The 24,494-nt window shown below is 73.3% G+C and carries 24 protein-coding genes; 16 read left to right on the plus strand and 8 right to left on the minus strand.

Going from position 1 to position 24,494, the window contains the following annotated elements; translation table 11 throughout:
• Positions 1 to 16: 16 nt before the first annotated feature.
• Positions 17 to 571, plus strand: a complete 555-nt coding sequence (locus F603_RS0102645) for a GNAT family N-acetyltransferase (protein ID WP_019544465.1) — start codon at positions 17 to 19, stop codon at positions 569 to 571.
• A gap of 133 nt (positions 572 to 704) precedes the next feature.
• Here F603_RS0102645 and secD read toward each other — a convergent pair whose 3' ends face one another.
• Entirely contained in the window at positions 705 to 3,062 is a 2,358-nt protein-coding gene (gene secD, locus F603_RS0102650) for a protein translocase subunit SecD (RefSeq protein ID WP_019544466.1), read from the minus strand.
• A 60-nt stretch (positions 3,063 to 3,122) separates the two neighbouring features.
• Positions 3,123 to 3,512: a hypothetical protein gene (locus F603_RS0102655; RefSeq protein WP_019544467.1), complete on the minus strand. Its 390-nt coding sequence runs from the start codon at positions 3,510 to 3,512 to the stop codon at positions 3,123 to 3,125.
• A gap of 245 nt (positions 3,513 to 3,757) precedes the next feature.
• On the opposite strand from F603_RS0102655, the gene F603_RS0102660 reads away from it, so the two are divergent.
• The 6 genes from F603_RS0102660 to F603_RS0102685 are packed head-to-tail and all read left to right on the plus strand — an operon-like array spanning position 3,758 to position 9,147.
• Entirely contained in the window at positions 3,758 to 4,873 is a 1,116-nt protein-coding gene (locus tag F603_RS0102660) for a type III polyketide synthase (protein WP_019544468.1), read from the plus strand.
• Between the two features lie 49 nt (positions 4,874 to 4,922).
• Entirely contained in the window at positions 4,923 to 5,225 is a 303-nt protein-coding gene (locus F603_RS31445) for an acyl carrier protein (RefSeq protein ID WP_019544469.1), read from the plus strand.
• Positions 5,212 to 6,432, plus strand: a complete 1,221-nt coding sequence (locus F603_RS0102670; protein WP_019544470.1) for a beta-ketoacyl-[acyl-carrier-protein] synthase family protein — start codon at positions 5,212 to 5,214, stop codon at positions 6,430 to 6,432. The genes F603_RS31445 and F603_RS0102670 overlap by 14 nt, the downstream gene beginning before the upstream one ends.
• Positions 6,433 to 6,480: 48 nt before the next feature.
• Positions 6,481 to 6,996 (plus strand): isoprenylcysteine carboxyl methyltransferase family protein, encoded by a 516-nt coding sequence (locus F603_RS0102675; protein WP_019544471.1) that lies wholly within the window; start codon positions 6,481 to 6,483, stop codon positions 6,994 to 6,996.
• Positions 6,993 to 8,054: an NAD(P)/FAD-dependent oxidoreductase gene (locus F603_RS0102680; protein WP_019544472.1), complete on the plus strand. Its 1,062-nt coding sequence runs from the start codon at positions 6,993 to 6,995 to the stop codon at positions 8,052 to 8,054. Before F603_RS0102675 ends, F603_RS0102680 begins: the two co-directional genes overlap by 4 nt.
• Before the next feature lie 43 nt (positions 8,055 to 8,097).
• On the plus strand, positions 8,098 to 9,147 hold the full coding sequence (locus F603_RS0102685; RefSeq protein WP_019544473.1) for a class I SAM-dependent methyltransferase: 1,050 nt from the start codon (positions 8,098 to 8,100) through the stop codon (positions 9,145 to 9,147).
• A 252-nt stretch (positions 9,148 to 9,399) separates the two neighbouring features.
• Here F603_RS0102685 and F603_RS0102690 read toward each other — a convergent pair whose 3' ends face one another.
• Complete coding sequence (locus F603_RS0102690) at positions 9,400 to 10,551, minus strand: acyl-CoA dehydrogenase family protein (RefSeq protein ID WP_019544474.1); 1,152 nt, start codon at positions 10,549 to 10,551, stop codon at positions 9,400 to 9,402.
• 417 nt (positions 10,552 to 10,968) lie between these two features.
• Here F603_RS0102690 and F603_RS0102695 point away from each other — a divergent pair, with 417 nt between their 5' ends.
• Complete coding sequence (locus tag F603_RS0102695) at positions 10,969 to 11,622, plus strand: TetR/AcrR family transcriptional regulator (RefSeq protein ID WP_019544475.1); 654 nt, start codon at positions 10,969 to 10,971, stop codon at positions 11,620 to 11,622.
• A 36-nt stretch (positions 11,623 to 11,658) separates the two neighbouring features.
• Here the strand turns inward: F603_RS0102695 and F603_RS0102700 are convergent, their stop codons facing one another.
• Together F603_RS0102700 and F603_RS0102705 are read right to left on the minus strand one after the other, a co-directional pair.
• Positions 11,659 to 12,417 (minus strand): CoA-transferase subunit beta, encoded by a 759-nt coding sequence (locus F603_RS0102700; RefSeq protein ID WP_019544476.1) that lies wholly within the window; start codon positions 12,415 to 12,417, stop codon positions 11,659 to 11,661.
• Positions 12,414 to 13,298 carry a CoA transferase subunit A gene (locus F603_RS0102705; RefSeq protein ID WP_019544477.1) on the minus strand — a complete coding sequence of 295 codons (885 nt, stop codon included), beginning with the start codon at positions 13,296 to 13,298 and terminating at the stop codon, positions 12,414 to 12,416. Before F603_RS0102705 ends, F603_RS0102700 begins: the two co-directional genes overlap by 4 nt.
• A 589-nt stretch (positions 13,299 to 13,887) precedes the next feature.
• Between F603_RS0102705 and F603_RS0102715 the strand changes: the two genes are divergently transcribed.
• The 3 genes from F603_RS0102715 to F603_RS34950 are packed head-to-tail and all read left to right on the plus strand — an operon-like array spanning position 13,888 to position 15,579.
• Entirely contained in the window at positions 13,888 to 14,646 is a 759-nt protein-coding gene (locus F603_RS0102715) for a class I SAM-dependent methyltransferase (RefSeq protein WP_026328078.1), read from the plus strand.
• A complete protein-coding gene (locus F603_RS31450) occupies positions 14,585 to 14,929 on the plus strand; it encodes an FAS1-like dehydratase domain-containing protein (RefSeq protein ID WP_245600661.1) in 345 nt (114 codons plus the stop codon). The genes F603_RS0102715 and F603_RS31450 overlap by 62 nt, the downstream gene beginning before the upstream one ends.
• Positions 14,926 to 15,579 carry a MaoC/PaaZ C-terminal domain-containing protein gene (locus F603_RS34950; protein WP_019544481.1) on the plus strand — a complete coding sequence of 218 codons (654 nt, stop codon included), beginning with the start codon at positions 14,926 to 14,928 and terminating at the stop codon, positions 15,577 to 15,579. Before F603_RS31450 ends, F603_RS34950 begins: the two co-directional genes overlap by 4 nt.
• 58 nt (positions 15,580 to 15,637) lie before the next feature.
• On the opposite strand, the gene F603_RS0102735 is transcribed toward F603_RS34950, so the two are convergent.
• Complete coding sequence (locus tag F603_RS0102735) at positions 15,638 to 16,234, minus strand: isochorismatase family protein (protein WP_019544482.1); 597 nt, start codon at positions 16,232 to 16,234, stop codon at positions 15,638 to 15,640.
• Positions 16,235 to 16,478: 244 nt separating this feature from the next.
• Between F603_RS0102735 and F603_RS0102740 the strand changes: the two genes are divergently transcribed.
• From F603_RS0102740 to F603_RS0102760, 5 genes are all read left to right on the plus strand, one after another.
• Positions 16,479 to 16,778 (plus strand): hypothetical protein, encoded by a 300-nt coding sequence (locus tag F603_RS0102740; protein WP_019544483.1) that lies wholly within the window; start codon positions 16,479 to 16,481, stop codon positions 16,776 to 16,778.
• 225 nt (positions 16,779 to 17,003) lie between these two features.
• Positions 17,004 to 17,798: an endonuclease I family protein gene (locus tag F603_RS0102745; protein WP_026328079.1), complete on the plus strand. Its 795-nt coding sequence runs from the start codon at positions 17,004 to 17,006 to the stop codon at positions 17,796 to 17,798.
• 176 nt (positions 17,799 to 17,974) lie between these two features.
• Positions 17,975 to 18,457, plus strand: a complete 483-nt coding sequence (locus tag F603_RS36190) for an SSI family serine proteinase inhibitor (protein WP_019544485.1) — start codon at positions 17,975 to 17,977, stop codon at positions 18,455 to 18,457.
• A 71-nt stretch (positions 18,458 to 18,528) separates the two neighbouring features.
• Positions 18,529 to 20,973, plus strand: coding sequence for a phosphoketolase family protein (locus F603_RS0102755; protein ID WP_019544486.1), 2,445 nt, complete (start codon positions 18,529 to 18,531; stop codon positions 20,971 to 20,973).
• 111 nt (positions 20,974 to 21,084) lie between these two features.
• On the plus strand, positions 21,085 to 21,765 hold the full coding sequence (locus tag F603_RS0102760; RefSeq protein WP_019544487.1) for an O-methyltransferase: 681 nt from the start codon (positions 21,085 to 21,087) through the stop codon (positions 21,763 to 21,765).
• Positions 21,766 to 21,813: 48 nt separating this feature from the next.
• Here F603_RS0102760 and F603_RS0102765 read toward each other — a convergent pair whose 3' ends face one another.
• Positions 21,814 to 23,052, minus strand: coding sequence for an ROK family transcriptional regulator (locus tag F603_RS0102765; RefSeq protein ID WP_019544488.1), 1,239 nt, complete (start codon positions 23,050 to 23,052; stop codon positions 21,814 to 21,816).
• A complete protein-coding gene (gene xylB, locus F603_RS0102770) occupies positions 23,049 to 24,494 on the minus strand; it encodes a xylulokinase (RefSeq protein ID WP_019544489.1) in 1,446 nt (481 codons plus the stop codon). The genes F603_RS0102765 and xylB overlap by 4 nt, the downstream gene beginning before the upstream one ends.

Here is a 24,494-nt window from a genome sequence, read left to right on the forward strand (position 1 = left end):
CGATCGAAGGACGTCGATGCTGGCTGTACCGCTGGGGGACGAGGGCGAGTTGCGCCCGTTGGAGCCGTGGCAGGCCGAAGAGTTCCTCGCCCACATGGACCGCGGACGCGAGTTCGTCGGACGCCACATCGGACTCGCCGACGCGGTGCGGGATACGGCGTCGAGCCGTGCCTTCCTCCAGCGCTACGCGGACAAGGCCGCCGCCGACACCGGCCGGATCTACGGCATCTGGGCCGACGGCGAACTGCGGGGCGGCGTGCTCTTCCGGACGATGGACGTCGCGCAGGGCACGGCCGAGGCGGGCTGCTGGCTCGAACCGTCCGCCGTCGGACGGGGGTTGGTGACGAAAGCGGCACGTGTCCTCATCGACTGGGCCGTGGAGAAGCGGGGCATCCACCGCGTGGAGTGGCTGGCGTCGGCCGAGAACCAGCCGAGCATCGCCGTCGCCCGACGCCTCGGCATGCAGCGGGACGGCGTCCTCAGGGAGAGCATCCTCCACCGGGGAAAGCGCGCCGACACGGAGGTCTGGTCGGTCCTCGCCCCGGAGTGGCGCGCCCGGCACGGCAGTTGAGCCCCGCGTCGGGGAGCGCCCGCCCGTGCGAGCGGAGTTCTCCGAAGGCGAGCCCGAGTACCGCCCGACCGACCGCGGTTGACGGGCGGCACGGCCCCGGTCCCGCAGCGGGAGCGGGGCCGCGCCGGCCACGTCAGACGCGCGCCCCGGTGTCGGCCGGACCGCGCACCCGCCGCTTCCGCTCGGCCGGGATCTTCGGCGTGGGCGGCTTCGGCGCTCCTCCCATCATTTCCAGCTCGACGGCGAGCGGCGCGGCGATGAAGAGCGACGAGTACGACCCCGCCACGATCCCCACGAGCAGCGCCACCGCGAAGTCCTGGAGCGAGTCTCCGCCGAGGAGCGCGAGCGACCCGGCGATGAAGAGCGTCCCCATCCCAGTGTTCAGCGTCCGCGGCATGGTGCGCACGACCGCCGTGTTGACGATCGACCGCAGCCGCCCCGCCCGGTTGGCGGCCCACTCGGTGCGTACGCGGTCGAAGACGACGACCGAGTCGTTGACCGAGTATCCGACCACCGTCAGCAGCGCGGCGAGGAACACTCCGTCGACGGAGATCCCCAGCCAGGCGAACACCCCGGCGACGATGAGTACGTCGTGGAGGAGCGCCGTCATCGAAGCGGCCGCGAAGCTCCACCGGAACCGCGCCGCGAGGTAGGCGAACTGGGCGCAGAGCGCGACCCCGATGGCGACGAGCGCGTTGCGGCGCAGCTCCTCGCCGATGCTCGGGCCGATCAGCTCGTCCCGCACCCGCTCGGCACCGCCACCGAGTTCGTCGACCGTGTCGTCCACGGCCTTCTCCTGCTCGGCCGTCAGCTTCTCGGTGCGCACGGAGACCTTCTCGCCCCCGTCGTCCGAGCTCTGCACGACGGCGTCCGAGATGCCGGCCCGCTCCAGCGCCTGCCTCGCCCGGTCCGGCTCGACGGACTGCTCGGTCGTGTACTCCACGATCCGCCCGCCGGTGAAGTCGACACCGAACTCCAGGCCGCGGACGACCAGCCCCGTGACGGCGACGGCGAGCGCGAGACCGGAGACGACCAGCCACCGCCGCCCGTGGCGCATCCAGTCGGGGTTGCTGCGCTCCCACATGGCCCGCAGCCGCCCGCGCGCCGTGAAACCGCTGAGCGCGGGACGCGCCCTGAGCCAGCGGGTCCCGGCGGCGAGGTCGGTGAGGACCCGGGCGACCACGAGCGCGCTCACCATCGAGGCGAGCACACCCAGCGAGAGCGTCACCCCGAAGCCGCGTACCGGGCCCGCCGCGAGGAAGAAGAGGAGTCCGGCGGCGAGCAGCGTGGTGACGTTGGAGTCGATGACGGCCGAGAGGGCACCCCTGAACCCCTTCGTCAGGGCCGAGCGCAGCGACCGTTTGCGCCCCTCGGCGCCCCCGTACGCCTCGCGTGCCCGTTCGAGGACGAGCACGTTGGCGTCGACGGCCATCCCGATCGCCAGCACGAAGCCGGCGAGCCCCGGCAGGGTGAGCGTCGCGTCGAAGGCGAGGAGCCCCGCGTAGGCGATGAGCGTGTAGCTGAGCAGCCCGATGACGGTCAGCAGCCCCGCCACCCGGTAGACGATGATCACGAACGCCGCGGTGAGCGCCGCACCGAGGACGGCCGCCTCGGCGCTCGCCGTGATGGCACGCGCACCGAGCGTGGGACCGACGGTGCGGTGTTCGACGACGTCGACGGGGACGGGCAGCGCACCGCCCTCGATCAGCGCGGCGAGCTCCTTCGCCTCCGCCTCGCTGAAGGACCCGGTGATCTGCGTGGTGCCCTGGGTGATCCCCCGCCCGCAGGCGACGGACGGGTCGATCTGCGGCGACGAGATGATCTTGTCGTCCAGGACGACGGCCACCCGCCGCGCCGGGTCGCCCTCGGGAGCACAGGCCGCCTTGCCCGTCACGTCGGCCCAGGCGTCCTTGCCCCCGTCGCGCAGGCCGAGTTCGACGAACCAGCCGCCGCGCTCGGGGTCGACCGCGGCTTTCGCGCGTGCGACCTCGGCGCCGGTGAGCTCCGCGGCGTCGAGTTGCAGCGCCTGCCCCGACTCGTCGCGCAGGGCGCGGCCGTCGGTCTCGTCCCCGTCCGCGGCGGAGCCCGGCGACTTGCCTTCGTCCGACCCGTCCTCGCCCTTGGCCTCCGCCGCGTCCGCGGGTCCCTCGACGGGGTGGAACGAGAGGCTGGCGGTGCGGCCGAGCACCTCGGCGGCCTCGGTGGGGTCGTCGACGCCCGGCAGGTCGACGAGGATGCGGTTGTCTCCGGAGCGCACCAGCTCCGGCTCGGTGACGCCGAGCCCGTCGATGCGCTGGCGCAGTACCTCCATGGTGCGGTCGGTGGTGTGTGCGGTCGCATCGGCCTTCGCGGTGTCGCGCGTCTCCAGGACGATGCGGGTGCCGCCCTTCAGGTCGATCCCGAGGTTCGGCGGAGTGGTGGCGGTGAGCAGCGCGGAGAACGCCAGTACGGCGAGCGCGATCACCGCCCGCACCTTGTTGGCGCGGGTCATGGGTTGCCTCCAGCAGGCGTACCGCGGTCGGATCACCGACCGCGGCGGGATGGGAAGTTGTCAGCTACCTGCTGGAAAGGGCGGTCCGCGCCCCAAATAGGGGGCGAGCCGGGCGAGGCGCAGCGCCGACTCGCCGGGCTCCGCCAGCGCTGCCGCGACGGCGTGCGCCTGCCCCGCGCCGGCGCCCGGCAGGACGACGGGGGGAGCCGGAGCGTGCACCGGGTGGACCGGGTGTCCGAACGTTTCGTGGAGGCGTGGGGGCTGCCCCTGGTCCGACCATGCGTGCTGCACGTGCTCGACGTGCTCGACGCCGGGAACGCTGCCGCCGGGCACCTGCGAGCCGGTGTCGCCGACGAGGACGACGAGGAGCGCGGTGAGGAGTGCCGCGGCGGCGCGGGTGGTGCGGTGGGCCGCGGCACGTACCCGTGCCGGGCGCCTCGTCGTGCGCACCGCCCCTCCTCTCGCGGCGCCTTCCGGGCCGCACCTCGGCGCGGCTCGGTTGCCGTCGCCTCCGCTGTCTCAACGCTCGGGGCACACGTTTCTCGCCCGTCACCGTGCGCCATCTTCCCCGGTACTCGTGCCGACGTCGCGGAGGGGCGGCAAGGTGGCGCGCTCCGGGCGTATTTATCCGGATATCGCCTGCCGGTGTTCTAGGGTTCCGCCGGGGGACACGTCGACACAGGGCAGGTCTCGTGATGCAGAGCGCTGACGGTTCCTCGCGGCGGAACCCGGGCTCCGGCGGAGCCGGGGCGGCGGCACCGCGGATCGCGGCCGTCGAGGTGGCGGTTCCGCCGTACCGCTACACGCAGGAGGAGATCGCGGAGACCTTCGCCGCCACCTCCCTGCCCGACGACGACCGACGCCGCATGCTCGCCCGGATCTCCGCCAACGCGGGCGTCCGCACCCGCCACCTCTCCCAGCCGCTCCACCGCTACCAGGAGCTCGCCGACTTCACCGACGCCAACTCCGCCTGGTGCACAACGGCCTGCGCGCTCGGTGAGGAGGCGCTCCGCGCCGCGCTGCACCGTGCGGGGATCGCAGCCGAGCGCGTCGACCTGATCGCCAGCACCACCGTGACGGGGCTCACGGTCCCGTCGATCGAGGCGCGGCTCGCCGAGCGGATCGGGCTGCGCGAGGACGTCAAGCGGATTCCCCTCTTCGGCCTGGGGTGCGCCGCGGGCGCCGCGGGGCTCGCGCGGCTCCACGACTACCTGCGGGCTTTCCCCGAGCAGGTCGCGGTCCTCCTCTCGGTCGAACTTTGCTCGCTGACGGTGCAGCGCGGCGACACGACGACGGCCAACCTCGTCGCCTCCAGCCTCTTCGGGGACGGTGCGGCCGCGGCCGTCGTGCTCGGAGCCGACAGGACCGAGCCGGCCCCGGGGCCGCGCATGCTCGCGACCCGCAGCCGCCTCTACCCCGACTCGCTCTCCGTCATGGGGTGGGAGATCGGCGCCGACGGTTTCACCATCGTCCTCTCGCCCGACGTCGCCGACATCGCCGAGGGCGAACTGTCCAAGGACGTCACGGGGTTCCTCGCCGAGCGCGGCCTCGTCCCCGCCGATATCGCCTCCTGGGTCTGCCACCCGGGCGGCCCGAAGGTGATCGAGGCGGTCGAGCGCGGCCTCCAACTGCCGGACGGGTCGCTCGCGCACACCCGCCGTTCCCTCTCCAGCCTGGGCAACCTCTCCTCCGCCTCGGTCCTCGACGTGCTGCGGCGGACGATGCACGCCCCGCCGCCGCCCGGCTCTCCCGGCCTGATGACGGCGATGGGGCCCGGTTTCGCCAGCGAACTGGTCCTCCTCGACTGGTGAGCGCCCTCCGGTTCCGCCCACACCCGTTCCACGCAGAGGAGAAAACCCCATGTCCGCACAGATGCCGCAGTTCCAGGACCGCATGATCCGACTGCTCGCCGAGCAACTCGGCGTCGACGCCGAAGAGCTGCGCCCCGAGCAGACCTTCCGCGAGTTGGGTGTCGACTCCTTGGCGCTCGTCGAGCTCGTCGTCGCCGTCGAGAACGACCTCGACCTGGGGTTTCCCGCCGAGCTCGACGGTGTGAGCCGCGAATCGACGCTCGGCGAGGCGTGCAGCGTGCTGGAGGCGCTCGCCGTGCCGGGGCGCACGCCTGCCGGCCCCGCGGGAGGAGAGGCCCGTGTCGAGGGATGAGGTCCTCGTCACCGGACTCGGCCTGGTGACGCCGGCCGGAGCCGAGCCCGAGGGGGTGTGGCGGACGGTGTGCGAGGGCGTGTCGACGGCGCGCCCCGATCCGCTTCTCGCCGGGCTGCCCGTCGCGTACTCGTGCCAGGTCGCGGAGTTCGACGCCGAGGCGGAGCTCGGCGGACGGCTGAGCCGGCGGCTCGACCGCTTCACGCAGTTCGCCGTCGGGGCGGCCCGACGTGCCGTGGACGACGCGAAGCTCGCCGCGCCCCACTGGGCGGCGGAGCGCATCGGTGTCGTGCTGGGGACGGCCGGCAACAGCCTCGACCGGTACGCCGACGAGTTCCGGCGCCTCGCGGACGGCTCGCCCCGCCGCGTCTCGCCCTCGGCGCTGCCGCGCAGCCTGCCGAGCATGTCGGCGGCGGAGGTGGCGCTCGAACTCGGTGCGCACGGGCCGAACTTCGTCGTCGCCAGCGCCTGCGCCTCCGGTGCGACCGCGCTCGGCGTCGCGCGGGACATGGTGCGCTCCGGTGGCTGCGACGTCGTCCTCGCCGGCGGCAGCGAGTCGGCGCGGGTGCCGATCACCGCGACGGGCTTCGCCCAACTCGGCGCGCTCTCCCGCAACCCGGACCCGCAGTGCGCGTGCCGACCGTTCGACCGGGAGCGCGACGGCTTCGTCCTCGGCGAGGGCGCCGCAGTGCTCGTCGTCGAGTCGCAGGCGCACGCGCGAGCGCGCGGCGCCCAGGCGCGCGCCCGGCTCCTCGGGTACGGCGCCTCCGCCGATGCGCACCACCCGACGGCGCCGCACCCAGAAGCGCGCGGCGCCGAGCAGGCGATCCGCGGCGCCCTCGCCGACGCGGACCGCACACCCGACCAGATCCACCACGTCAACACGCACGGCACCGCCACACAGCTCGGGGACGCCGCCGAGGCGCATGCGCTGCGGCGCGTCTTCGGCGAGCCGCCTCCCGCGACGGCCACCAAAGGCGTCCTCGGCCACGCGCTCGGAGCCTCCGGCGCCATCGAGGCGGCCCTCACCGTCCTCGCTCTCCAGCACCAGCAGGTCCCGCCGACAGCCGGCCTCCGGCTCCAGGACGCCGGCGCCGAGTTCGACCTCGTCACGCGCGGACCGCGGGGCGTGGCGATGGAGGCGGCCCTCACCACTTCGTTCGGCTTCGGAGGCCACAATGCCGCTCTCGTCCTCGCCACCGCCTGAGCCGCCGTACGGGCCGTCCTGCGCCGGCGGGCGTGAGGCGGTCGCGCGGTGAGCCTCCTCTGGTTCGCGCTGCTCGCGCTCGCCGTGGCCGCGGAGCGCCTCGTCGAACTCCTCGTCTCCGCACGGCACTTGCGCTGGGCCAGGGAGCAGGGCGGCGTCGAGTACGGCGGTGGGCACTACCCCGCGATGGTCGCCGTGCACGCGGCCCTGCTCGTCGGCATGGTCGCCGAAGTGGCCCTCGCCGGGCGGCCGTTCCTGCCCCTGCTCGGCTGGACGGCGCTCGCGTTCGTGGTCGCCTCGCAGGCGCTGCGCTGGTGGTGTGTGAGGTCGCTCGGCTCGCGGTGGAACACGCGGGTGGTCGTCGTGCCGGGGCTGCCGCTCGTCGAGCGGGGCCCGTACCGGTGGCTGCGCCACCCCAACTACCTTGCCGTGGTGGCCGAAGGTGTCGCCCTGCCGCTCGTCCACACCGCCTGGCTGACGGCGCTGCTCTTCCTCGCCGCGAACTCCCTCGTCCTCGCCGTCCGCCTGCGGGTGGAGAACGCGGTGCTGGGCTTCGCACCGTGACCGGGCCCGCCTACGACGTCGACCTGCTCGTCGCCGGCGGCGGACCCGCAGGGCTCGCCACCGCACTCCACGCCTCACGGGCAGGGCTCTCCGCGCTCGTCTGCGAACCGCGCGGCGCACCCGTCGACAAGGCGTGCGGGGAGGGTCTGATGCCCCAAGGGGTGCGGCTGCTCGCCGAGTTGGGGGTCGAGCCCGCGGGGTACGAACTCACCGGGATCGAGTACGCCGACCTCGCGGGCAACCGCGCACACGCACGGTTCCGCTCGGGGACGGGACGGGGCGTCCGCCGCACCGAGTTGCACGCGGCGCTGGCGGCGGCGGTGGAGTCCGCAGGGGTGCCGTGGGTGCGGCGGCGGGTCGACCGAGTGGAGCAGGACGCCCGCTCGGTCCGTGCGGCCGGGGTGCGCGCCCGGTGGCTCGTCGCGGCCGACGGACTGCACTCGCCGGTGCGCCGCACGCTGGGGGTCGGCGTCAGGTACGGCGCACCGTGCCGCTTCGGGCTGCGCCGGCACTGGCGTACGGCCCCGTGGAGCACGCGGGTCGAGGTGGTGTGGGCGCCGCACGCGGAGGCGTACGTGACGCCCGTCGGGCCCCAACTCGTCGGCGTGGCCGTGCTCTTCGCCAGGGACAGGGCGCGTACCGGGGGAGCGCCCTCCTACGCGGGGCTGCTGCGCGCCTTTCCCGAGCTGGCGGCGCGGCTCGACGGCGTGGAGCCCGCCTCGCCCGTGCGCGGTGCAGGACCGATGCGCCAGTACCCGCGGCTGCGGGTGCACGGCCGCGTCCTCCTCGTCGGAGACGCCGCCGGGTACGAGGACGCGCTCACGGGCGAGGGCGTCAGTCTGGCACTCGCACAGGCGAGGGCGGTCGTCGACGCCCTCGCCGACGGCGGACCGGAGGCGTACGAGCGGAGCTGGCGCCGTGCCACCCGCGGCTACCGCCTCACCACCCGCGCGCTCGTCCTCGCCACGTCCCAGCCCCTCCTCCGCCGGCACCTGTTGAGGTGCTGCACCGGCGCCCCCGCGCTCTTCGACGCCGCCGTGGGACGCCTCGCCCGCTGAACCGGGGCCGGGGAGCACCGGCCGACGACCGAAGGAGACGCCCGTGCGCATCGCCGTCCAGGGGGAGACGCTGCTCGAACGCCTCGCGCTGCGCAGCGGGCGCGTCCCGCTGCCGGCGCTCCAGTCGCTCGCCGGCATGGCCCTGCCCGGTGTCCTCGTCGCGACCGTGCGCCTCGGCCTGCTGGAACGCCTCGCCGCGCGGAAGGCGACACCCGAACAGCTCGCCGAGGACCTCTCGCTGCGCGCCGACACCACACGGCTGCTCCTGGAGGCGCTCCGGGCGCTCGGGTACGTGCGCGCGGGCCGCCGCGGCCGCTACGCGCCGACCCGCGCGGCGCGGCGCTGGCTGCTCGCCGACTCGCCCCGCTCGGTGCGGAGTTACGTCGCCAGCCACGAGGAGTACTGGCCGTGGTGGTCGCGGCTGCCGGAGCACGCCGGCGGGGCCGCCGTCGTCGACCACCACCTCGCCCCGGCCGACTCCCCGTACTGGCGCGAGTACATCGAGGGGCAGTACGAGCTCGCGCGGTTCAGCGCCCCGGAGTTCGCAGCCGCGGTCCGGGTGCCGGAGAAGGCCCGCCACGTGCTGGACGTGGGCGGCGGTCACGGGTGGTACGCGGCGCAACTCTGTGCACGGCACGGGGGGTTGCGCGCCACCGTCCTCGACCTGCCGGGGAGCGTCGCCGTCGGCCGCCGCATCATCGCGGACGCCGGCTGGGCAAGCCGCGTCGACCACCGCGAGGGCGACGCACGCACCGCCCAACTCGGTTCCGGCCATGACGTGTTGCTCTGCCTCAACCTTCTCCACCACCTGCGGCCCGAGGAGATCCCCCCGCTGCTGCACCGCTTCCGCGCGGCCTTGCGCCCGGGCGGCACCCTCGCCGTCCTCGACCTCTTCGCGCGCGATCCGGACCAGCGCGGCCCCGACGCGACGGCCGCAGGACTGGGCCTCCTCTTCCACCTCAGCTCCGGCGCCTCCCTCCACGGACGGCGGCAACTCCTCGACTGGCTCGCCGAATCCGGGTTCGTGGAACCGCGCAGCACGGAGCTGCGCCGTATCCCCGGCCAGGTGCTCTTCCAGGCCGTCGCGGGGTGAGAGGACTCAACCCCGGCGGCCGGCGGCTGCGTCGGGCGCCACCGCGGCCAGGACCCGTGAGCGGTGCACCGCCGGTGTGCCCCAAGCATCCATCAGGGCGCGCACCTTGGTCAGCGAGCCGGCCCCACACCCGCAACCCGGGCCCGGCGTCCCCCGCTCCCCAGGCGCGGGACGCAGCCGGCGCCTCGGCCGCCGTGAGCAGGTCGTTGAGCGACCCCGCGAACGCGCGCCGCTCCTCGGTGAGCGCGAACCTCATCGGGCCCCCCTCGGCAGGCCGAGCAGCCGCTCGGCGACGATGTTCCGCTGGATCTCGTTGGTGCCGGCGTAGATGGGCCCGCCGAGCGAGAAGAGGTAGCCGTCCGCCCACGCGCCCTCGGCGTCGCGCAACTCGGCCTGCGGGCCGAGGAGTTCGAGCGCCGTCTCGTGGAGCCCGACGTCCAACTGGGACCAGAAGAGCTTGTTGACGCTGCCCTCCGCGCCGACCTCCCCGCCCTCGGCGACCTTCGTCACCGTCCCGAAGGTGTAGAGCCGGTACGCTTCCGCCGCTATCCAGGCGTCCGCGACACGGTCCCGTGCCTCGGGCAGCGAGGCGCCGCGCTCGCACCAGAGTTGGAGCAGTCGGTCGGCGGCGGCACAGAACCGGCCGGGTGAGCGCAGCGAGAGTCCCCGTTCGTTGCCGGCCGTGCTCATCGCCACGCGCCAGCCGTCACCGGGGGCGCCGAGGACGTCCTCGTCGGGGACGAAGACCTCGTCGAAGAAGAGCTCGGCGAACCCCGGGTTCCCGTCGAGCTGCGGGATCGGGCGGACGGTGAGCCCCTCCGCGTCGAGGGGGAAGAGGAAGTAGGTGAGGCCGCTGTGGCGCCTCGCCTGCGGGTCCGAGCGGAAGAGGCCGAAGCCGCGGTCGGCGAAGGCGGCGCGCGAGCTCCACGTCTTGGCGCCGCTGAGCAGCCAGCCTCCGCGGGCCTCGTCGCGGACGGCGGTGCTGCGCAGCGACGCCAGGTCGCTGCCGGCCTCCGGCTCCGACCAGCACTGCGCCCAGACCTCCGTCCCGTCGGCCAACCTCGGCAGATAGCGCTGCTGTTGCTGCGGAGTGCCGTGCGCGAAGAGGATCGGTGCCAGCAGTGAGATGCCGTTCTGGGCCACCCGCACGGGGGCGCCCGCGCGGTAGTACTCCTCCTCGAAGAGAACCCACTCCAGCAACGTCGCGCCGCGCCCGCCGTACTGCTCGGGCCAACTCACCACCGACCAGCGCCCGGTGGCGACTTCGCCCTCCCACGCGCGGCGCGCTGCGAACCCCTCCGCAGAGTCCGTCGGCGGCAGTGGCTCCGTCGGTACGTGGGCGCGGAGCCAGGCGCGTGCCTCGTCGCGGAAGGCGAGTTCGGACTCGCCGAGATCGAGGTTCATGAGGCGTCCCGCCCCGCGTCCCGCATCCGTCTGGCGTCCATGCCGGCGAGCGAATCGTCGCGCCGGCGGCGAGGTAGGCGGCGGCCGTCTCGTGGACGCGTTCCGCGAGTTCGCGGTACCCGAGGCGCACCCTTCCTTCGACCACGGCCGGGCGGTCGTGGTACCTCTTCGCCATCTCCCGCACGAGCTGGGGATCGTTCTCGGAGTACTCGCGGTGACCACATTCTCCTCCAAGCGAGCAATTGCTTGTTTGGCATCGTACTCAGGCGGTGCGGCGCTGAACAGAGCCGCTCACACGGGTTCTACGGCCACTGCTCGCCGGGGTGGCAGGTCGGTACCGGCCGCGCGGCGGTCGTCGGCTGTGGCAGAATCGCCGGCGGTCAAATGCTTGTTGTGGCACATCAGGAGGGACGACAGATGGCGGCGAAGCCCCGGCAGGGTGCCGTGAAGAACCCAGGAGCGCCGCCGGCCGGCAAGGGCGTCGCGAAGAGCGGCTCGGCGCGGCGCGGCGAGCTGCTGGAGATCGCCGCCGGCATGTTCGCGACCCGCGGCTACGCGGAGACGACCGTGCGCGACATCGCCGACGAGGCGGGCATCCTCTCCGGCAGTCTCTACCACCACTTCAGCTCCAAGGAGGCAATGCTCGACGAGATACTCCGCGACTTCCTCGTCAACCTCCTCGACCGGTTCACCGCGATCGAGAAGCAGGCGGGGGAGCCGAGGGAGGCGCTCGAGGAGCTCGTCAACGCCTCGTTCGACGCGATAGCCACGGCCCCGCACGCCGTGGCGCTCTACCAGAACCAGGTCGGCCCGCTCAGCAAGCAGCCCGGCTTCGAGTACGTCGGCGAGTCCAGCCGGAAGATCGAGGCCGTGTGGGTGCGGGTGCTGGGCGCGGGGCAGAAGTCCGGCGCCTTCCGCAACGACATCGACGTCAAGCTCGCCTACCGGTTCATCCGCGACACCGTCTGGTCGTCGGTGCGCTGGTACCGGCCGCGCGGCAAGTACAAGGTCGACGCCGTCGCGAAGCAGTACCTGCGCATGCTCCAGGGCGGGCTGCTCGCGCAGCAGTGATCCGGTGCGGCGTGCGCCGGCGCCGAACTCGCGTATTCAGCCGCGGACTTCACGGTCGCGCAGGCCCTCCGGGTCGATCACCTCACGGATCAGCCGCAGTTCCTCGCCGGTGGGCGCGCGGGTCACCTCCGCCCCGTCGGTGTCGAGCGCGAAGCCCGTGCGCGCGCGGACCTCGTCCGCGGTGACTCCGGGATGCACCGACTCCAGACGGAGGCGCCCTTCGGGCCCGAACCCGAGCACGGCGAGATCGGTGACGACCGCCCCCAGGCGGTGGTGGCGCCCGGCCGAAGTGTGCCTGTGCGCACGGTCGTTGCCCACGCCGGAGACGACATCGACCTGCTCGACGAAGACCTTGGGCGAGTGCCGGGCGACGAAGTAGTCGGTGCGGTGGTTGACGGTGTTGCCCGGTGCTCCCCGTACGCCGATGAGTTGGCGGTCGGGCCTGCGCCAGTCGCCGATGAGGGAGATGTTCTGGTTCCCGTACCTGTCGATCCGGCTCGCGCCCATCATGCTTTGCCGCCGCCCGCTCTCGACGATGTCGAAGACGGTGCGGAAGGGCAGCCACCCGCTGACGACGCCGCCCTCCGCGGCGGTGGCACCGAGCGGGGGCGGCTCGCTCATGAGGTACGCCTCGCCGTCGGAGAGGACGAGTTCGGGTGTGTGCGTGAGCCGGGCGAGGCGGGCGCCGATCGTGGGTACGAAGCCGACCGTGTGCGCCAGCACCTCTCCCGCGCCGCGCCAGGTCTCGGCGCAGGCCACCGCGCAGACCTCGGCCCTGGTGAACCCCGCGCTCATGCCGTCGCCTCCTGCCTCTTCCCGGCGCGGTCCGCGTGGAAGCGGGCCACGGCCGCCTGGTAGTGCGCCTCGTCGCCGCTGAGGTACGTACGCGCGAACTCCCGCCAATCATCGGGGCGTTTGGCGGCCGTCGCGTACTCGGTCTGGAACGGCTCGTCGCGGGCGTACTCCGGGGGACAGGTGGTGAAGTGGGCTCCGTGCGGCGCCTCCACCACCCCGGTTGTGAAGATCTGGCTGAGCAGGAGGGACTGCGGGGGTCCCGCGTCCAACAGGGCCGTTGTGGGCACGAGTTCCTCGCAGCTCACGTAGCACCGGTCGGCCGCACGCGCGTAGAGGTCGTCGAAGTACGGGTCCGGGCCGAGGTATTGGCCGTTTCCGGTGCGGTCGGCGCGGTTGACGTGGACGAGCGCCGCGTCGAGGCGCAGTGCCGGCATCGCGACGTGCTCTTCGTCGCAGTAGGGCGAGGCGACGGTCTTCAGCCCGGGGTTCATGGTGAGCACGTCCGAGCGGAGGCCCGTCCGGGTGGGGAGGAAGGAGAGGCGGCTCGCGGCGGCGCGCAGGCCGGCGACGAACATGCCCTCGTCGTACTCGGCCACCTCGATCGTGCCGGTCTCCCGCGCGGCGCGGAAGTGCGGGTCGAGCGGGATGCTGTCGAGGGACACGAAGCCGTAGACGAGCTTGCGCACCTTGCCCGCCGCGCAGAGCAGGCCGACGTCGGGGCCGCCGAGGCTCACCACCGTCAGGTCCGTGACGTCGCTGTGGAGCAGGGCGCGCACGAGTGCCATCGGTTTGCGGCGCGAGCCCCAGCCGCCGATTCCGATCGTCGAGCCCGACGCGAGGGTGGCGGGGAAATCGTCGAGGGCCATGGTCTTGTCCGTCATGCCTCTCCTCTCTGGAGTCGGTGCGGTCGGTCGCCGAGCGTGTCGGCGTGCGGGTGCGAGGGACGGGGCCAGGGCGATGCCTCGCCGGACTGCGTGTGCGCCGTGCGCGTCCGGGAGTTCTGGCCGGAGAGCCTCAACGCTGCTTCGGGCGGCTCGAGTTGAGTCGACGTGTAGAGCAACGAAGTCGTGCCGCGGGCTGTTCGGAAGGTGGCGGCCTGCTCGCAACGGTGCCGGTGCGCTGCTGTCGTACTGCGGGGGAGCGGCGGGGGGTTGTCCGCTGCCTCGGTGGTGTAGGCCTCGGCGGTGGGCGTGTCGAGCCAACGGCGGGCGCAAAAGGGCGCGTTGTGCATGTCGGGGTGAAGGCCGGTCCGCATGCGCTCACTCTACTCACGTCAACCAAGCGATTGCTAGGGCCTGCGGGAAGGGCGGCTCACGCTCGGACGGTCGGGAGAAGGGTTGGGGGAGCGGCCTGCGCTGTTCCAGCACAGGCGTCCGGTGAGCAGGTCGCACGACGCGACGGGTGGTCCAGTCGGGCCCGACGCGGGTGGTTCGCCACGTCCCGCGGCCGGCTCACTACTAGGCTGCGACGATGGAGCGCGCAGCCGAGGTGCCCGAAAACCCCGCCCCCGTCGCAGGTCCGGGGCGCACGAACGACTACGACGGTTTCGCGGAGGCGTACGCGGCGGAGAACGAGCACAGCCTCGTGAACGCCGGTTACGAGCGGCCCGCGATGCTGGCCCTCGCCGGGGACGTGGCCGGTCACCGCATCCTGGACGCCGGCTGCGGCTCGGGCGCCCTGTTTGCCGCACTTCGCGACCGCGGTGCGGTCGTCGCCGGCATCGACGCCAGCGCCGGGATGCTGGCCGTGGCCAGACGGCGGCTGGGCGAGGAAGCCGACCTGCACGTGGGCGACCTGAGCGAGCGCCTACCCTTCGACGACGGCGCGTTCGACGACGTGGTCGCGTCGCTCGTGCTGCACTACCTGGAGGACTGGGGGCCGACGTTGGCCGAGTTGCGGCGCGTGCTCAGGCCCGGCGGCCGGTTGATCGCCTCGGTGGACCACCCGTTCGTGGCCTATACGCTCCAGGAGCCCCGGCCCGACTACTCCGCGACCACCGGCTACTCCTTCGACTGGGAGTTCGGCGGGCGGTCCGTCCCGATGCGGTTCTGGCGCAGACCGTTGCACGCGATGACCGACGCCTTCACCGCCGCCGGCTTCCGTCTCTCCACCCTCAGCGAGCCGCAGCCCGACCCGGCCGCCCGTGAGCTGTTTCCCGACGGTTTCCATGACCTGTCGACCAAGCCCTGCTTCCTGTTCTTCGTCGTGGAGGCGCGGCCTCAGGGCTAGGGCTCAGGAGGGCGAGGCGGACGCCTGGCAGCGCGTCGCCCTGGACCAGCAGCGCGGTCTCCACGCCGAGCAGGAGTACGTATTCCACGGACCTCCGCCCACCGCGGGCACCGAGCTGACCGCCCGGTCGACGGTGACCGAGATGTACACCAAGCAGGGCAGGCGGGGCGGCGAGCTCACCTTCGCCGTGATGGTCACCGAGTTCCGCGACGCGCACGGCCGTCTCGTGGCGGAGGCGAGGATGACCGGCGTCGAGACCGGCGGCGTCCCGGAGGCGTCATGACGACGGGCCGTGCCGCGCTCCCGCCTGCGCCCGGACCCGCCGTGCACGGTCCTGTGACGCGCACCGACTTCGTCCGCTACCAGGGCGCCTCGGGCGACATGAACCCCGTCCACCACGACGAGGAGTACGCCAGGGCCGCCGGCTTCCCCTCCCCGTTCTCGGTGGGGATGTTCCGGGCGGGGCTCCTCGCCTCCTGGGCCACCGACTGGCTCGGCGCGCACAACGTGCGCCGCTTCCGGGCCTACCTCGGTGAACTCGACGCCGCCTACGGCGCGGTGCTCGCCACCGGCGGCGACGCCGCCACACGTCTCCGTGCTCTGGTCCTCGCCTCCCTGCACGTCTCGCACGCCCGCCCGCACGCGACGGAGGTCTACCAGCTCAACCGCGGCTACTTCGCCTCGCACGACCGCTTCGCCTCCGTACGCGGGGCTGCCGCGCGGATCTTCAGGACGTGGCAGGAGACGATCGCCGACGGCGTCGCGGAGCGCGCCTTCCGCCGGGACGTCGGAGCACGCGTCTTCCACCGCTTCCTGCGGGACGCCGTCTTCCTCTCGGTGCGGTGGTTCCGCCCCTCCGAGGGCTACGGCGTCGAGGAACTCGCCACGGACACCGCGGAGATCTTCCTGGAGGGATTCGGCGCGGACGAATGAGGCCCGACCGAAGGCACAAGGGATCAACGCCCCTGCTGCGGAGGGCCGTTGGACGTCCTCACACTTGCACGACCGGCTCCCCGTCCAGGGAGACGCCGGCGTTGCCGAGCTCCTCCAGCGCCCTGTCCGTCGTCTCCCTGGCGACGCCGGCCGTGTAGTCGAGGAGGACGCGCGTGGCGAAGCCGTCGCGGACGGCGTCGAGCGCCGTCGCGCGGACGCAGTGGTCGGTGGCGATGCCCACCACGTCGACCGAGGTCACGCCGCGCGCACGCAGCCAGTCGGTGAGTCGGGTCCCCGCTGCGTTCACGCCGTCGAAGCCGCTCTCGGAGGCGGCGTGCTCGCCCTTGTAAAAGACCTCGCCGACGGCTGCGGACTCGGCGGCTGCCGCGAAGTACGGGTGGAAGGCCGCCCCTTCGGTGCCGGCGACGCAGTGAGCGGGGAAGGACGCGCGGAAGTCCGGGCGGACGGAGAAGTGGCCGCCAGGGTCGATGTGGTGGTCGCGGGTGGCGACGATCTCCGCGTACACGCCCTCGGCCGCCGTCCTCGCCACGAGCCCGGCGATGGCGGCGGCCCGTCCGGCGCCGCCGGGAACAGGGACGCTGCCCCCTTCGCAGAAGTCCTTCTGCACGTCGATCACCAACAGTGCCCGCACCATGGCCGCTCCCTCTTCCGTCCGCTGCCGCCTCCCTGCGACCGGTGCCCGTCCGCGGCGGCGCGCTCGCTCCCCTGGGCCGCTGTTCACCCGAGCGGGGCCCGCCGGCGGACGAGAAGGAGGCGGTCCAACGCACCTGCGGCGCAAGGTCGTTGACGAAGCGGACGCGACGTCGGAGAGCGGCCGCTCGCGCGTCGCGCACCGCTGTGCGCTGGGAAAACTCAGGGGCGGACGTAGGATCGCACACATGGCCGACATCATCGACAGAAGCACGCATCGGGAACTGATCGACCTCCAGCGCGCCGTGAACGCCGCCTTCGCCGCCCTCGACGGCCACGCCAGGGACGTCGGAAAACCGGGGATCGAGTGGACGGAAGAGGAGAAGGCCGAGTCCGAGCGGCTGCGGGGCGTGGTGCAGGAGGCGGTCGTTGAGAAGAACAGGGCGCTCGAGGAGTCGGGGCTCCCCGCCGAGCACGGTGCTTTCCAGGCGAGCCAGGCGTTGAAGGACGCGGCCAAGTCGGAGTCGGAGGGAAGCGCGGGGGAGTAGCGCACTCCGGGCCCCCGTGCGATCGGGGGCTTGCGCGTTCGGGGCAACCGCCGCGGAAGCCGCAGTAGTTGACACACGGATTCTTCACTTCGCCGCGGGGTTCTGACATGTTCACGCGCGTAGATTCCCGGGCAGGCATCGTGCGACCGAACACCCGTCACACGGGCGCCGCGCGCCGGTACCCGGCGCCGGAGGCGTCCGTCCCCCCACGCGATGGGATGAACCGTGATACGCAGAACCCTCTATGCCGCCGCGGCTGCCGGAGCGGTGGTCGTCGCAGCCGTCGCAGTCCCCACGGCCACGGCCGGACCGGCGCCCGGGGCGCTCGAAGCGCCCGCCGACTACTACCAGGACGCCGAAGGCAAGACCGGCGAGGAACTCAAGGACGCGCTCCACACCATTATCTCCACCGACGCCGAGGCCATCTCCTACGACGAGGTCTGGGACGCGCTGAAGGAGACCGACAAGGACCCCGACAACTCCTCGAACGTCATCCTCCTCTACACCGGCCGCTCCCAGTCGGCCGACGACAACGGGGGCGACTCGGGGCAGTGGAACCGCGAGCACGTCTGGGCCAAGTCCCACGGCGACTTCGGCACCTCGACAGGGCCCGGAACCGACGTGCACCATCTGAGGCCCGCCGACGTCCAGGTCAACAGCGTGCGCGGGAACAAGGACTTCGACGAGGGAGGCGAGGAAGTCGAGGACGCCCCGGGCAACTTCACCGACGACGACTCCTTCGAGCCCCGCGACGAGGTCAAGGGCGACGTCGCGCGGATGATCCTCTACATGGACGTCCGGTACGAGGGCGACGACTCCTGGCCCGACCTGGAGGCCAACGACGAGGTGGACAACGGCTCGGCGCCCAACCTCGGCCGCGTCTCGGTCCTGAAGGAGTGGAGCGCGCAGGACCCGCCGGACGCGTTCGAGGAGAACCGCAACGACGTCATCTACGAGCAGATCCAGCACAACCGGAACCCGTTCGTGGATCACCCGGAGTGGGTCGACGAGATCTACTGACACGCCAACCGGCCGTCGTACGGCCGCAGTACACGCGCCGCCGGGTCGTCCGGGTCGATCCGGAGCCCGGCGGCGCACGCCGGCGCCCCTGCGCGCGGCGTACGCTCCCTCCGCCGTGCAACCAAGTGCGCATGGGGAGTTGGTGACCCGCGGGCGCGCCGGGCGTTGAACGGGACATGGAGACAACCCGCACCGCCCACCGATTCGGCGGCGCCGCACTCGCGCTCGCCGCCGCCCTGCTGCCCCTCGCCGCCACCTCGGCCTCCGCCGCCGGCACGGCGGCAGGCGGAGCGAAGAGCCCCGCGGGCGCCGAAGCCCGCTCCGCCGACCACGAGGCGCGACTCGGAGCCGACCGCCCCGCACGCGGCCTCGAACTCACCCTCTCCGGCAGCGAAGGGACCTGGACCCGCGCCGCCCGCCTTCACTGCCCCTCCGGCACCGGCACCCACCCGCACGGCCCCGCGGCCTGCGCCGACCTCGCGAGGGCGCACGGCGACCCGGATGCCGTCCCCTCGGCCACCGGAGCCTGCTCGATGATCCACGACCCCGTCACCGCGAGCGCCTACGGCACCTTCCGCGGCCGGACCGTCGAGTGGGAGAAGACCTTCTCCAACGAATGCCTGCTCCACCGGAGCGCAGGGGACCTCTTCCGCTTCTGACGCGCCGCGCCGGAGGACCGGTCGGGCGGCACGCGTGTCAACGTCCGCTCGACCTGGTATCCCTGGGCACCATGCACGGCCATCGAGCAGAGACCGAGTCGACACCTCCCCGAGAACCGCAGCAGATCGACGGCGTCGAGGCCGCCGCCCTCGACGCGCACTGGCGCGCCGCCAACTACCTCTCAGCGGGCCAGATCTACCTCCGCGACAACGTCCTCCTCCGCGAGCCCCTCACCACCGACCACCTCAAGCCGCAGTTGCTGGGCCACTGGGGCACCTGTCCCGGCCTGAACCTCCTCTACACCCACCTCGACCGCCTGATCCAACGCAGCGGCCGGCCGACGGTCAGCGTCTGGGGCCCCGGGCATGGAGCGCCGGCGGTGCGCGCCGGGGCCTGGCTGGAGGGCACCTACGGTGAGTTGGAGCCGCAGTACCGGCGGGACGAGGAGGGCATGCGCGCCCTCTTCCGCAGGTTCTCGACGCCCGGCGGCGTCGCGAGCCACACCTCTCCCGAGGTCCCCGGGTCGATCCAGGAGGGCGGCGAACTCGGTTACAGCCTGCTCCACGCCTACGGTGTCGCGTTCGACAATCCGCAGGTGCTCGCCTGCGCCGTGATCGGCGACGGCGAGTCGGAGACGGGACCGCTCGCCGCCTCCTGGCGCAGCAACGCCTTCCTCGACCCCGTCCACGACGGCGCCGTCCTCCCCGTCCTCCACCTCAACGGCTACAAGATCGCCAACCCCACGCTCCCCGCGCGTACCGGGAAGCAGGACCTCGACGACTACCTCAGGGGCCTCGGCCACGAACCGCTCCACGTCACCGCCGAAGCCGACAGCGATCCCCTGCGCGTGCACGTCGAGTTGGCCCACGCGCTCGACACCGCGGTGGCGCTCCTCGACGACGTACGCAGGCGCAGCGCGGACCGCAGCGGCACTGCCCGACCGTCCCGGCTGCGTACCCCCGTGCTCGTCCTCCGCACGCCCAAGGGCTGGACGGGTCCGAAGGAACTGGACGGCGAACCCGTCGAGGGCACCTGGCGTGCCCACCAGATCCCGCTCCCTGGCGTCCACGAGGACCCGCGACAGTTGCGGCAGTTGGAGGAGTGGCTGCGTTCCTACCGGCCCGACGACCTCTTCGACGCGGCGGGCCGACCCCGCGCCGAAGTGCTCGCGCCGGTGCCCGAGGGAGAGCTGCGACTCGGTGCCACCCCCTACGCCAACGGCGGCCGGCTCGTCAGCGAGCTGCCGCTTCCCGAAGTGGAGGCGCACGCCGTACCGGTCGAGGAGCCGGGGAGCACGGGCCACCAGCCGACCGCCGTCCTCGGCGCCTACCTCGGCGCCCTCCTCACACGCACCGCCGAGCAGCGGAACTTCCGCATCTTCGGCCCCGACGAGATCGACTCCAACCACCTGCAGAGCCTCTACGACACCGAGGAACCGGGGCGCACCCGCGGCTGGCAGGAGGCCCTGCTCCCCACCGACCGCAACCTCGGCCGCCACGGCCGGGTGCTGGAGGTCCTCTCGGAGCACATGTGCCAGGGGTGGCTCGAGGGGTACGTGCAGTCGGGACGGCACGGGCTCTTCGCGAGCTACGAGGCGTTCGCCAACATCGTAGGGAGCATGACGGCGCAGTACGTCAAGTGGCTCGACCAGTCCGAGCAGGTCGCCTGGCGGGAACCGGTCGCCTCGCTCAATACGCTGCTCACCTCCCACGTCTGGCGCCAGGACCACAACGGCTTCTCGCACCAGGACCCCGGCTACGTCGACAGCCTCCTCAACAAGAGCCCCGACATCGTCCGCGCATACCTGCCGCCCGACACCAACACCCTGCTCTGCACCACCGAGCACGTGCTGCGCAGCCGGGACACGGTCAATGCGGTGGTCGCGGCCAAGCACGACTGCCCCGACTGGCTCGACCTCCCCGCCGCACGCGAGCACTGCCGACGCGGGCTCGGCGTCTGGGAGTGGGCGGGGAGCGAGCGCCCCGGCTCCGCGCCCGACGCCGTCCTCGCGTGCGCCGGGGACGTTCCGACGCGGGAGGCGCTGGCGGCCGCGTCGATCCTGCGTGCGGAACTGCCCGAACTGGCGGTGCGTGTGGTCAACGTCGTCGACCTCGCGCGGCTGCTCCCGCACGGTGAGCATCCGCACGGCCTCACCGACGAGGAGTTCGACGGGGTCTTCACCCGGGACCGTCCCGTCGTCTTCGCGTACCACGGCTACCCGTGGCTGATCCACCGCCTCACCTATCGACGCGCGTACCACGACGACCTGCACGTGCGGGGCTACAAGGAGGCGGGCGCCACGACGACGCCCTTCGACATGGTCGTGCGGAACGACATGGACCGCTTCCGCCTCGTGCTCGACGTGCTCGACCGTGCGGAGCCGCAGGGGTCGGCCGCGGCGGGGGAGTTGCGGGAGCGGATGGTTGCCTTCCGGCAGCGGCACCACGAGTGGGTCGAGGAACACGCGGAGGACATGCCCGAGGTCGCCGACTGGCAGTGGCGCCCCGGCTCCTGACGCCGACTCCTTTGCGCGACGGGCCCGTTCGGACACCGTCCCCGCCGTAACATCGGTCGGGGCCGCCCGACGGCTCGGGAGCGCACGTACGCCGGTGAGGAGAGGGAGCGGATGACGCAGCAGCGCTGGGAGGCTGTCGACGAGTACATCGAGCGGGAGGTACTGCCCGAAGAGCCGGACCTACGGGACGCCCTGCGGGCGAGCCGGGAGGCCGGCCTGCCGCCGATCGACGTCCCGCCCAGCCAGGGACGGCTGTTGGAGCTGCTGGTGCGCATCCACGGGGCCGCGAAGGTGCTGGAGATCGGCACCCTCGGCGGGTACAGCACACTGTGGATGGCACGGGCACTGCCGCCGGAGGGGCTCCTCGTCACTCTGGAGGCACAGCCGCACCACGCGGACGTCGCGCGCCGCAACCTGGAGCGCGGCCTCGCGGACCGCGCGGACGCTCCCCGGGTCGAGGTGCGCACGGGGCCCGCGTCGGAGACGCTGCCGCTGCTGGAGGCGGAGAGCGTCGGCCCGTTCGACTTCTTCTTCATCGACGCGGACAAGCCCTCCAATCCCGTGTACCTGGAGTGGGCGCTGCGGCTCTCCCGGCCGGGGAGCGTGATCGTCGTCGACAACGTCGTGCGGGACGGTGCGGTCGCCGACCCGGGCGCGACGGACCCGAAGGTCGTGGGGAGCCGCAAGGCGCTGGAACTCATCGGTGCGGAACCGAGGTTGGCGGCGACGGCGGTGCAGACCGTCGGCGGCAAGGGGTACGACGGGTTCGCGCTGGCGGTCGTGACGGGCTGAGCGCGGGGCTCCGGGCGGGCGAAGCGATGGGAAACCGGCGGCCCGCCCTCACAGCGAGAGCGGTGCGTCCAAAACCCGGCGCACCTCTGCGTGAGCCGCACCCAGGAGCGCCGCGTCGGCGCCGAGCGGCGAGACACACAGTTCCACGGAGGCGCCGCGCGCTGCGGTGCGGCGTCCCAACTCCCGCTCGACAGGGGGAAGAACCCACTCGCCGAAGTCGGCCAGCGCGCCGCCGAGCACCACGGCGCGCGGGTCGAGGAGGTTCACCGCGCCGGCGAGCGCCGTCCCGAGAGCGGTGCCCGCCTCGTGGAGCGCGTGGAGCGCGGCCGTGTCGCCCGCCTCGGCCCGCACCGTGAGCAGGCGGCGCGCTTCGCCGCCCTCGGTCGCGGTGACGTCGGCCGTACGCAGCACCGCGGCGGCGCCCGCGTACTGCTCCAGGCAACCGCGTCCGCCGCACGCGCACTCGGCGCCTTCGGGGCGCACCGGTACGTGTCCGAACTCGCCGGCGAAGCCGCGTGTGCCGCGCAGCAGTTCGCCGTCGAGCACGAGCCCTGCCCCGACGCCGACCTCGGCGGAGACGCGCACGAAGTCCCGCAGCGCCGAGTGCGCCGCGCGGCCCTCGCCGATCCACAGCTCCGCAAGCGCGCCGAGGTTGGCCTCGTTCTCCACCGTCAGCGGCAGGTCGTCCCCGAGGTGGTGCGCGAGGTCGACGCCGTGCCAATCGAGGTTGGGCGCGTGGACGACCGTCGTGCCGCCGCGCTCCACCGTGCCGGGGACCGCCACCGTCAGCCCGGCGGGACGCAGCCCCTGCGGCGCCACCGCGTCCGCGACCTCCCTGACGAGCACCCGCAGCCGTGCCGCCGCTTCGGACGCCGGCTGCGGATGCGTCAGGTCGGCGGCCGCGCGTGCGCGTGTCTCGCCGCGGAGGTCGACGGCGCAGACGGTCAGATGGTCGACGCCGATCTCGGCTCCGAGACCGCACGGTCCCCGGTCGGGCAGGGTGAGTGCGCTGCCGGGCCTGCCGACGCCGCTCGAGTGCCCTGGGCCCAACTCGTCGAGAAGCCCGCTGCGCAGGAGCTCCTCGACGAGCGTGGAGACGGCGCCGCGCGTGAGGCCGATCCGGGTCGCTGCCGAGGCGCGGGAGATCCTCCCGGCTTCGGCGACGGCGTAGAGCACGCGCGACAAGTTCCGCTGACGCATCTCACGCTGCGAGTTGGGCGCCGCCGACCGCCGCGCACCTGCCTGCCGTCCGGCGGACGGGCCGGACGGCAGCCGCGCGGAGCTCACCCCTCCCCGGCGAGCAGGCCGCCGGCGCCCCGCAGGACGCCGGAGATGCGGGCCAGCGCCTCCTCGTCCGCCGGGACGGGCTCGTACGCAGGGCCCTCGTCGGTGCGCCAGCGGCGGGCGACGGACGCTGCGTCCTCGCCGAGGAGAAGGCCCGCCGCCTGGGCCGCGGCACCGAGCGCGACCAATTCCTGCGCCTGCGGCACCACGACGGGACGTCCCGAGAGCCTGCGCACCGTCTCGCGCCAGGCGGTGCCGCGGGCTCCGCCGCCGATGAGCAGGATCGGCTCGTCCGCTGCGCCTCCCGCATCGAGGACGCGGTCGAGCGCCTGGAGGAGGGCGAAGACCGCGCCGTCGTACGCGGCCTGGAGGAGCTGGCCGCCCGAGGTGGCGTGGCGCAGGCCCGTCAACAGGCCGGTGGCGTAAGGGAAATCGGGGGTGCGCTCGCCGTCGAGGAAGGGGAGCAGGACCGTCTCGCCCGCGGGGTCGACCGCCTCGCGGTCTCTGCCGAGGAGTTCGGCGACTCTGTCCACGGCGAGCGTGCAGTTGAGGGTGCAGGCGAGCGGGAGCCAGTCGGCGCGCGCGTCGGCGAAGCCGGAGACGGTGCCGCTCGGGTCGGTGGGCCGGTGCGGTGAGACGGCGTAGACGGTGCCCGAGGTGCCGAGCGAGACGACGGGGCGCCCTGGGCGCAGGCCGAGGCCGAGCGCTGCCGCCATGTTGTCACCCGTGCCCGTGGCCACGAGGGCGCCCTCGGGCAGGCCGCTCGGCTCCCACCCCGCCACCTCGCCGACCGTCCCCGCGGCCTCCCCGGGAGCGAGGACCTCGGGGAGCAACTGCGGGTCGAGGTCGACGAGTTCGAGGACCTTCTCGTCGTAGGCCTGCTGCGCCGAGGACCACCAGCCGGTGCCCGAGGCGTCGCCGCGGTCGGTGACGGCGCGGCCGGTGAGTCGCTCGGTGAGGAAGTCGTGCGGGAGGCGGACGGCGGCAGCGGCGGCCGCGGAGCGCGGCTCATTCTCCCGGAGCCACGCCCACTTGGTGACCGTGTACGCCGGCAGCGGGACGCTGCCGATCCGCTCGGCCCACTCGCCGGGGCCGCCCAACTCGGCCACGATGCGGTCACGTTGGGGCGCGGAGCGCACGTCGTTCCAGAGGAGGGCGGGCCGCACGGGCGCGCCCTGCGCGTCGAGGGTGACGAGCCCGTGCTGCTGGCCGGCGACCGAGACGGCCGCCGCTTCGGCCGCGGCGGGGCCGCACTGCGCGAGCGCCTCGCGGAGCGCCTGCCACCACTCCTGCGGATCGCTCTCCCTGCGCTGGTCTCCTGTGACGGTGTGCGCCGCCTGGCCACGGGCGACGACATCACCCGTACCGGCGTCGACGACGAGCACCTTGGTCGACTGGGTGGAGCTGTCGACCCCCACGACGAGCGGCCCCTGCGGTGCGGTCAT

The sequence above is a fragment of the Streptomyces sulphureus DSM 40104 genome, assembly GCF_000381025.1.
GTDB classification, from domain to species: Bacteria; Actinomycetota; Actinomycetes; order Streptomycetales; family Streptomycetaceae; genus Streptomyces; species Streptomyces sulphureus.

What these genes read in the sequence shown, in the direction of transcription:
- F603_RS0102690 (WP_019544474.1), bottom strand. Translation starts at nt 10,551, where the DNA reads ATGAACCTCGATCTCGGCGAGTCCGAACTCGCCTTCCGCGACGAGGCA.
- F603_RS0102705 (WP_019544477.1), bottom strand. Translation starts at nt 13,298, where the DNA reads ATGACGGACAAGACCATGGCCCTCGACGATTTCCCCGCCACCCTCGCG.
- F603_RS0102735 (WP_019544482.1), bottom strand. Translation starts at nt 16,234, where the DNA reads ATGGTGCGGGCACTGTTGGTGATCGACGTGCAGAAGGACTTCTGCGAA.
- F603_RS0102755 (WP_019544486.1), top strand. Translation starts at nt 18,529, where the DNA reads ATGCACGGCCATCGAGCAGAGACCGAGTCGACACCTCCCCGAGAACCG.
- F603_RS31445 (WP_019544469.1), top strand. Translation starts at nt 4,923, where the DNA reads ATGTCCGCACAGATGCCGCAGTTCCAGGACCGCATGATCCGACTGCTC.
- F603_RS0102700 (WP_019544476.1), bottom strand. Translation starts at nt 12,417, where the DNA reads ATGAGCGCGGGGTTCACCAGGGCCGAGGTCTGCGCGGTGGCCTGCGCC.
- F603_RS34950 (WP_019544481.1), top strand. Translation starts at nt 14,926, where the DNA reads ATGACGACGGGCCGTGCCGCGCTCCCGCCTGCGCCCGGACCCGCCGTG.
- F603_RS0102695 (WP_019544475.1), top strand. Translation starts at nt 10,969, where the DNA reads ATGGCGGCGAAGCCCCGGCAGGGTGCCGTGAAGAACCCAGGAGCGCCG.
- F603_RS0102645 (WP_019544465.1), top strand. Translation starts at nt 17, where the DNA reads ATGCTGGCTGTACCGCTGGGGGACGAGGGCGAGTTGCGCCCGTTGGAG.
- F603_RS0102715 (WP_026328078.1), top strand. Translation starts at nt 13,888, where the DNA reads ATGGAGCGCGCAGCCGAGGTGCCCGAAAACCCCGCCCCCGTCGCAGGT.
- secD (WP_019544466.1), bottom strand. Translation starts at nt 3,062, where the DNA reads ATGACCCGCGCCAACAAGGTGCGGGCGGTGATCGCGCTCGCCGTACTG.
- F603_RS0102660 (WP_019544468.1), top strand. Translation starts at nt 3,758, where the DNA reads ATGCAGAGCGCTGACGGTTCCTCGCGGCGGAACCCGGGCTCCGGCGGA.
- F603_RS0102740 (WP_019544483.1), top strand. Translation starts at nt 16,479, where the DNA reads ATGGCCGACATCATCGACAGAAGCACGCATCGGGAACTGATCGACCTC.
- F603_RS36190 (WP_019544485.1), top strand. Translation starts at nt 17,975, where the DNA reads ATGGAGACAACCCGCACCGCCCACCGATTCGGCGGCGCCGCACTCGCG.
- F603_RS31450 (WP_245600661.1), top strand. Translation starts at nt 14,585, where the DNA reads ATGACCTGTCGACCAAGCCCTGCTTCCTGTTCTTCGTCGTGGAGGCGC.
- xylB (WP_019544489.1), bottom strand. Translation starts at nt 24,494, where the DNA reads ATGACCGCACCGCAGGGGCCGCTCGTCGTGGGGGTCGACAGCTCCACC.
- F603_RS0102760 (WP_019544487.1), top strand. Translation starts at nt 21,085, where the DNA reads ATGACGCAGCAGCGCTGGGAGGCTGTCGACGAGTACATCGAGCGGGAG.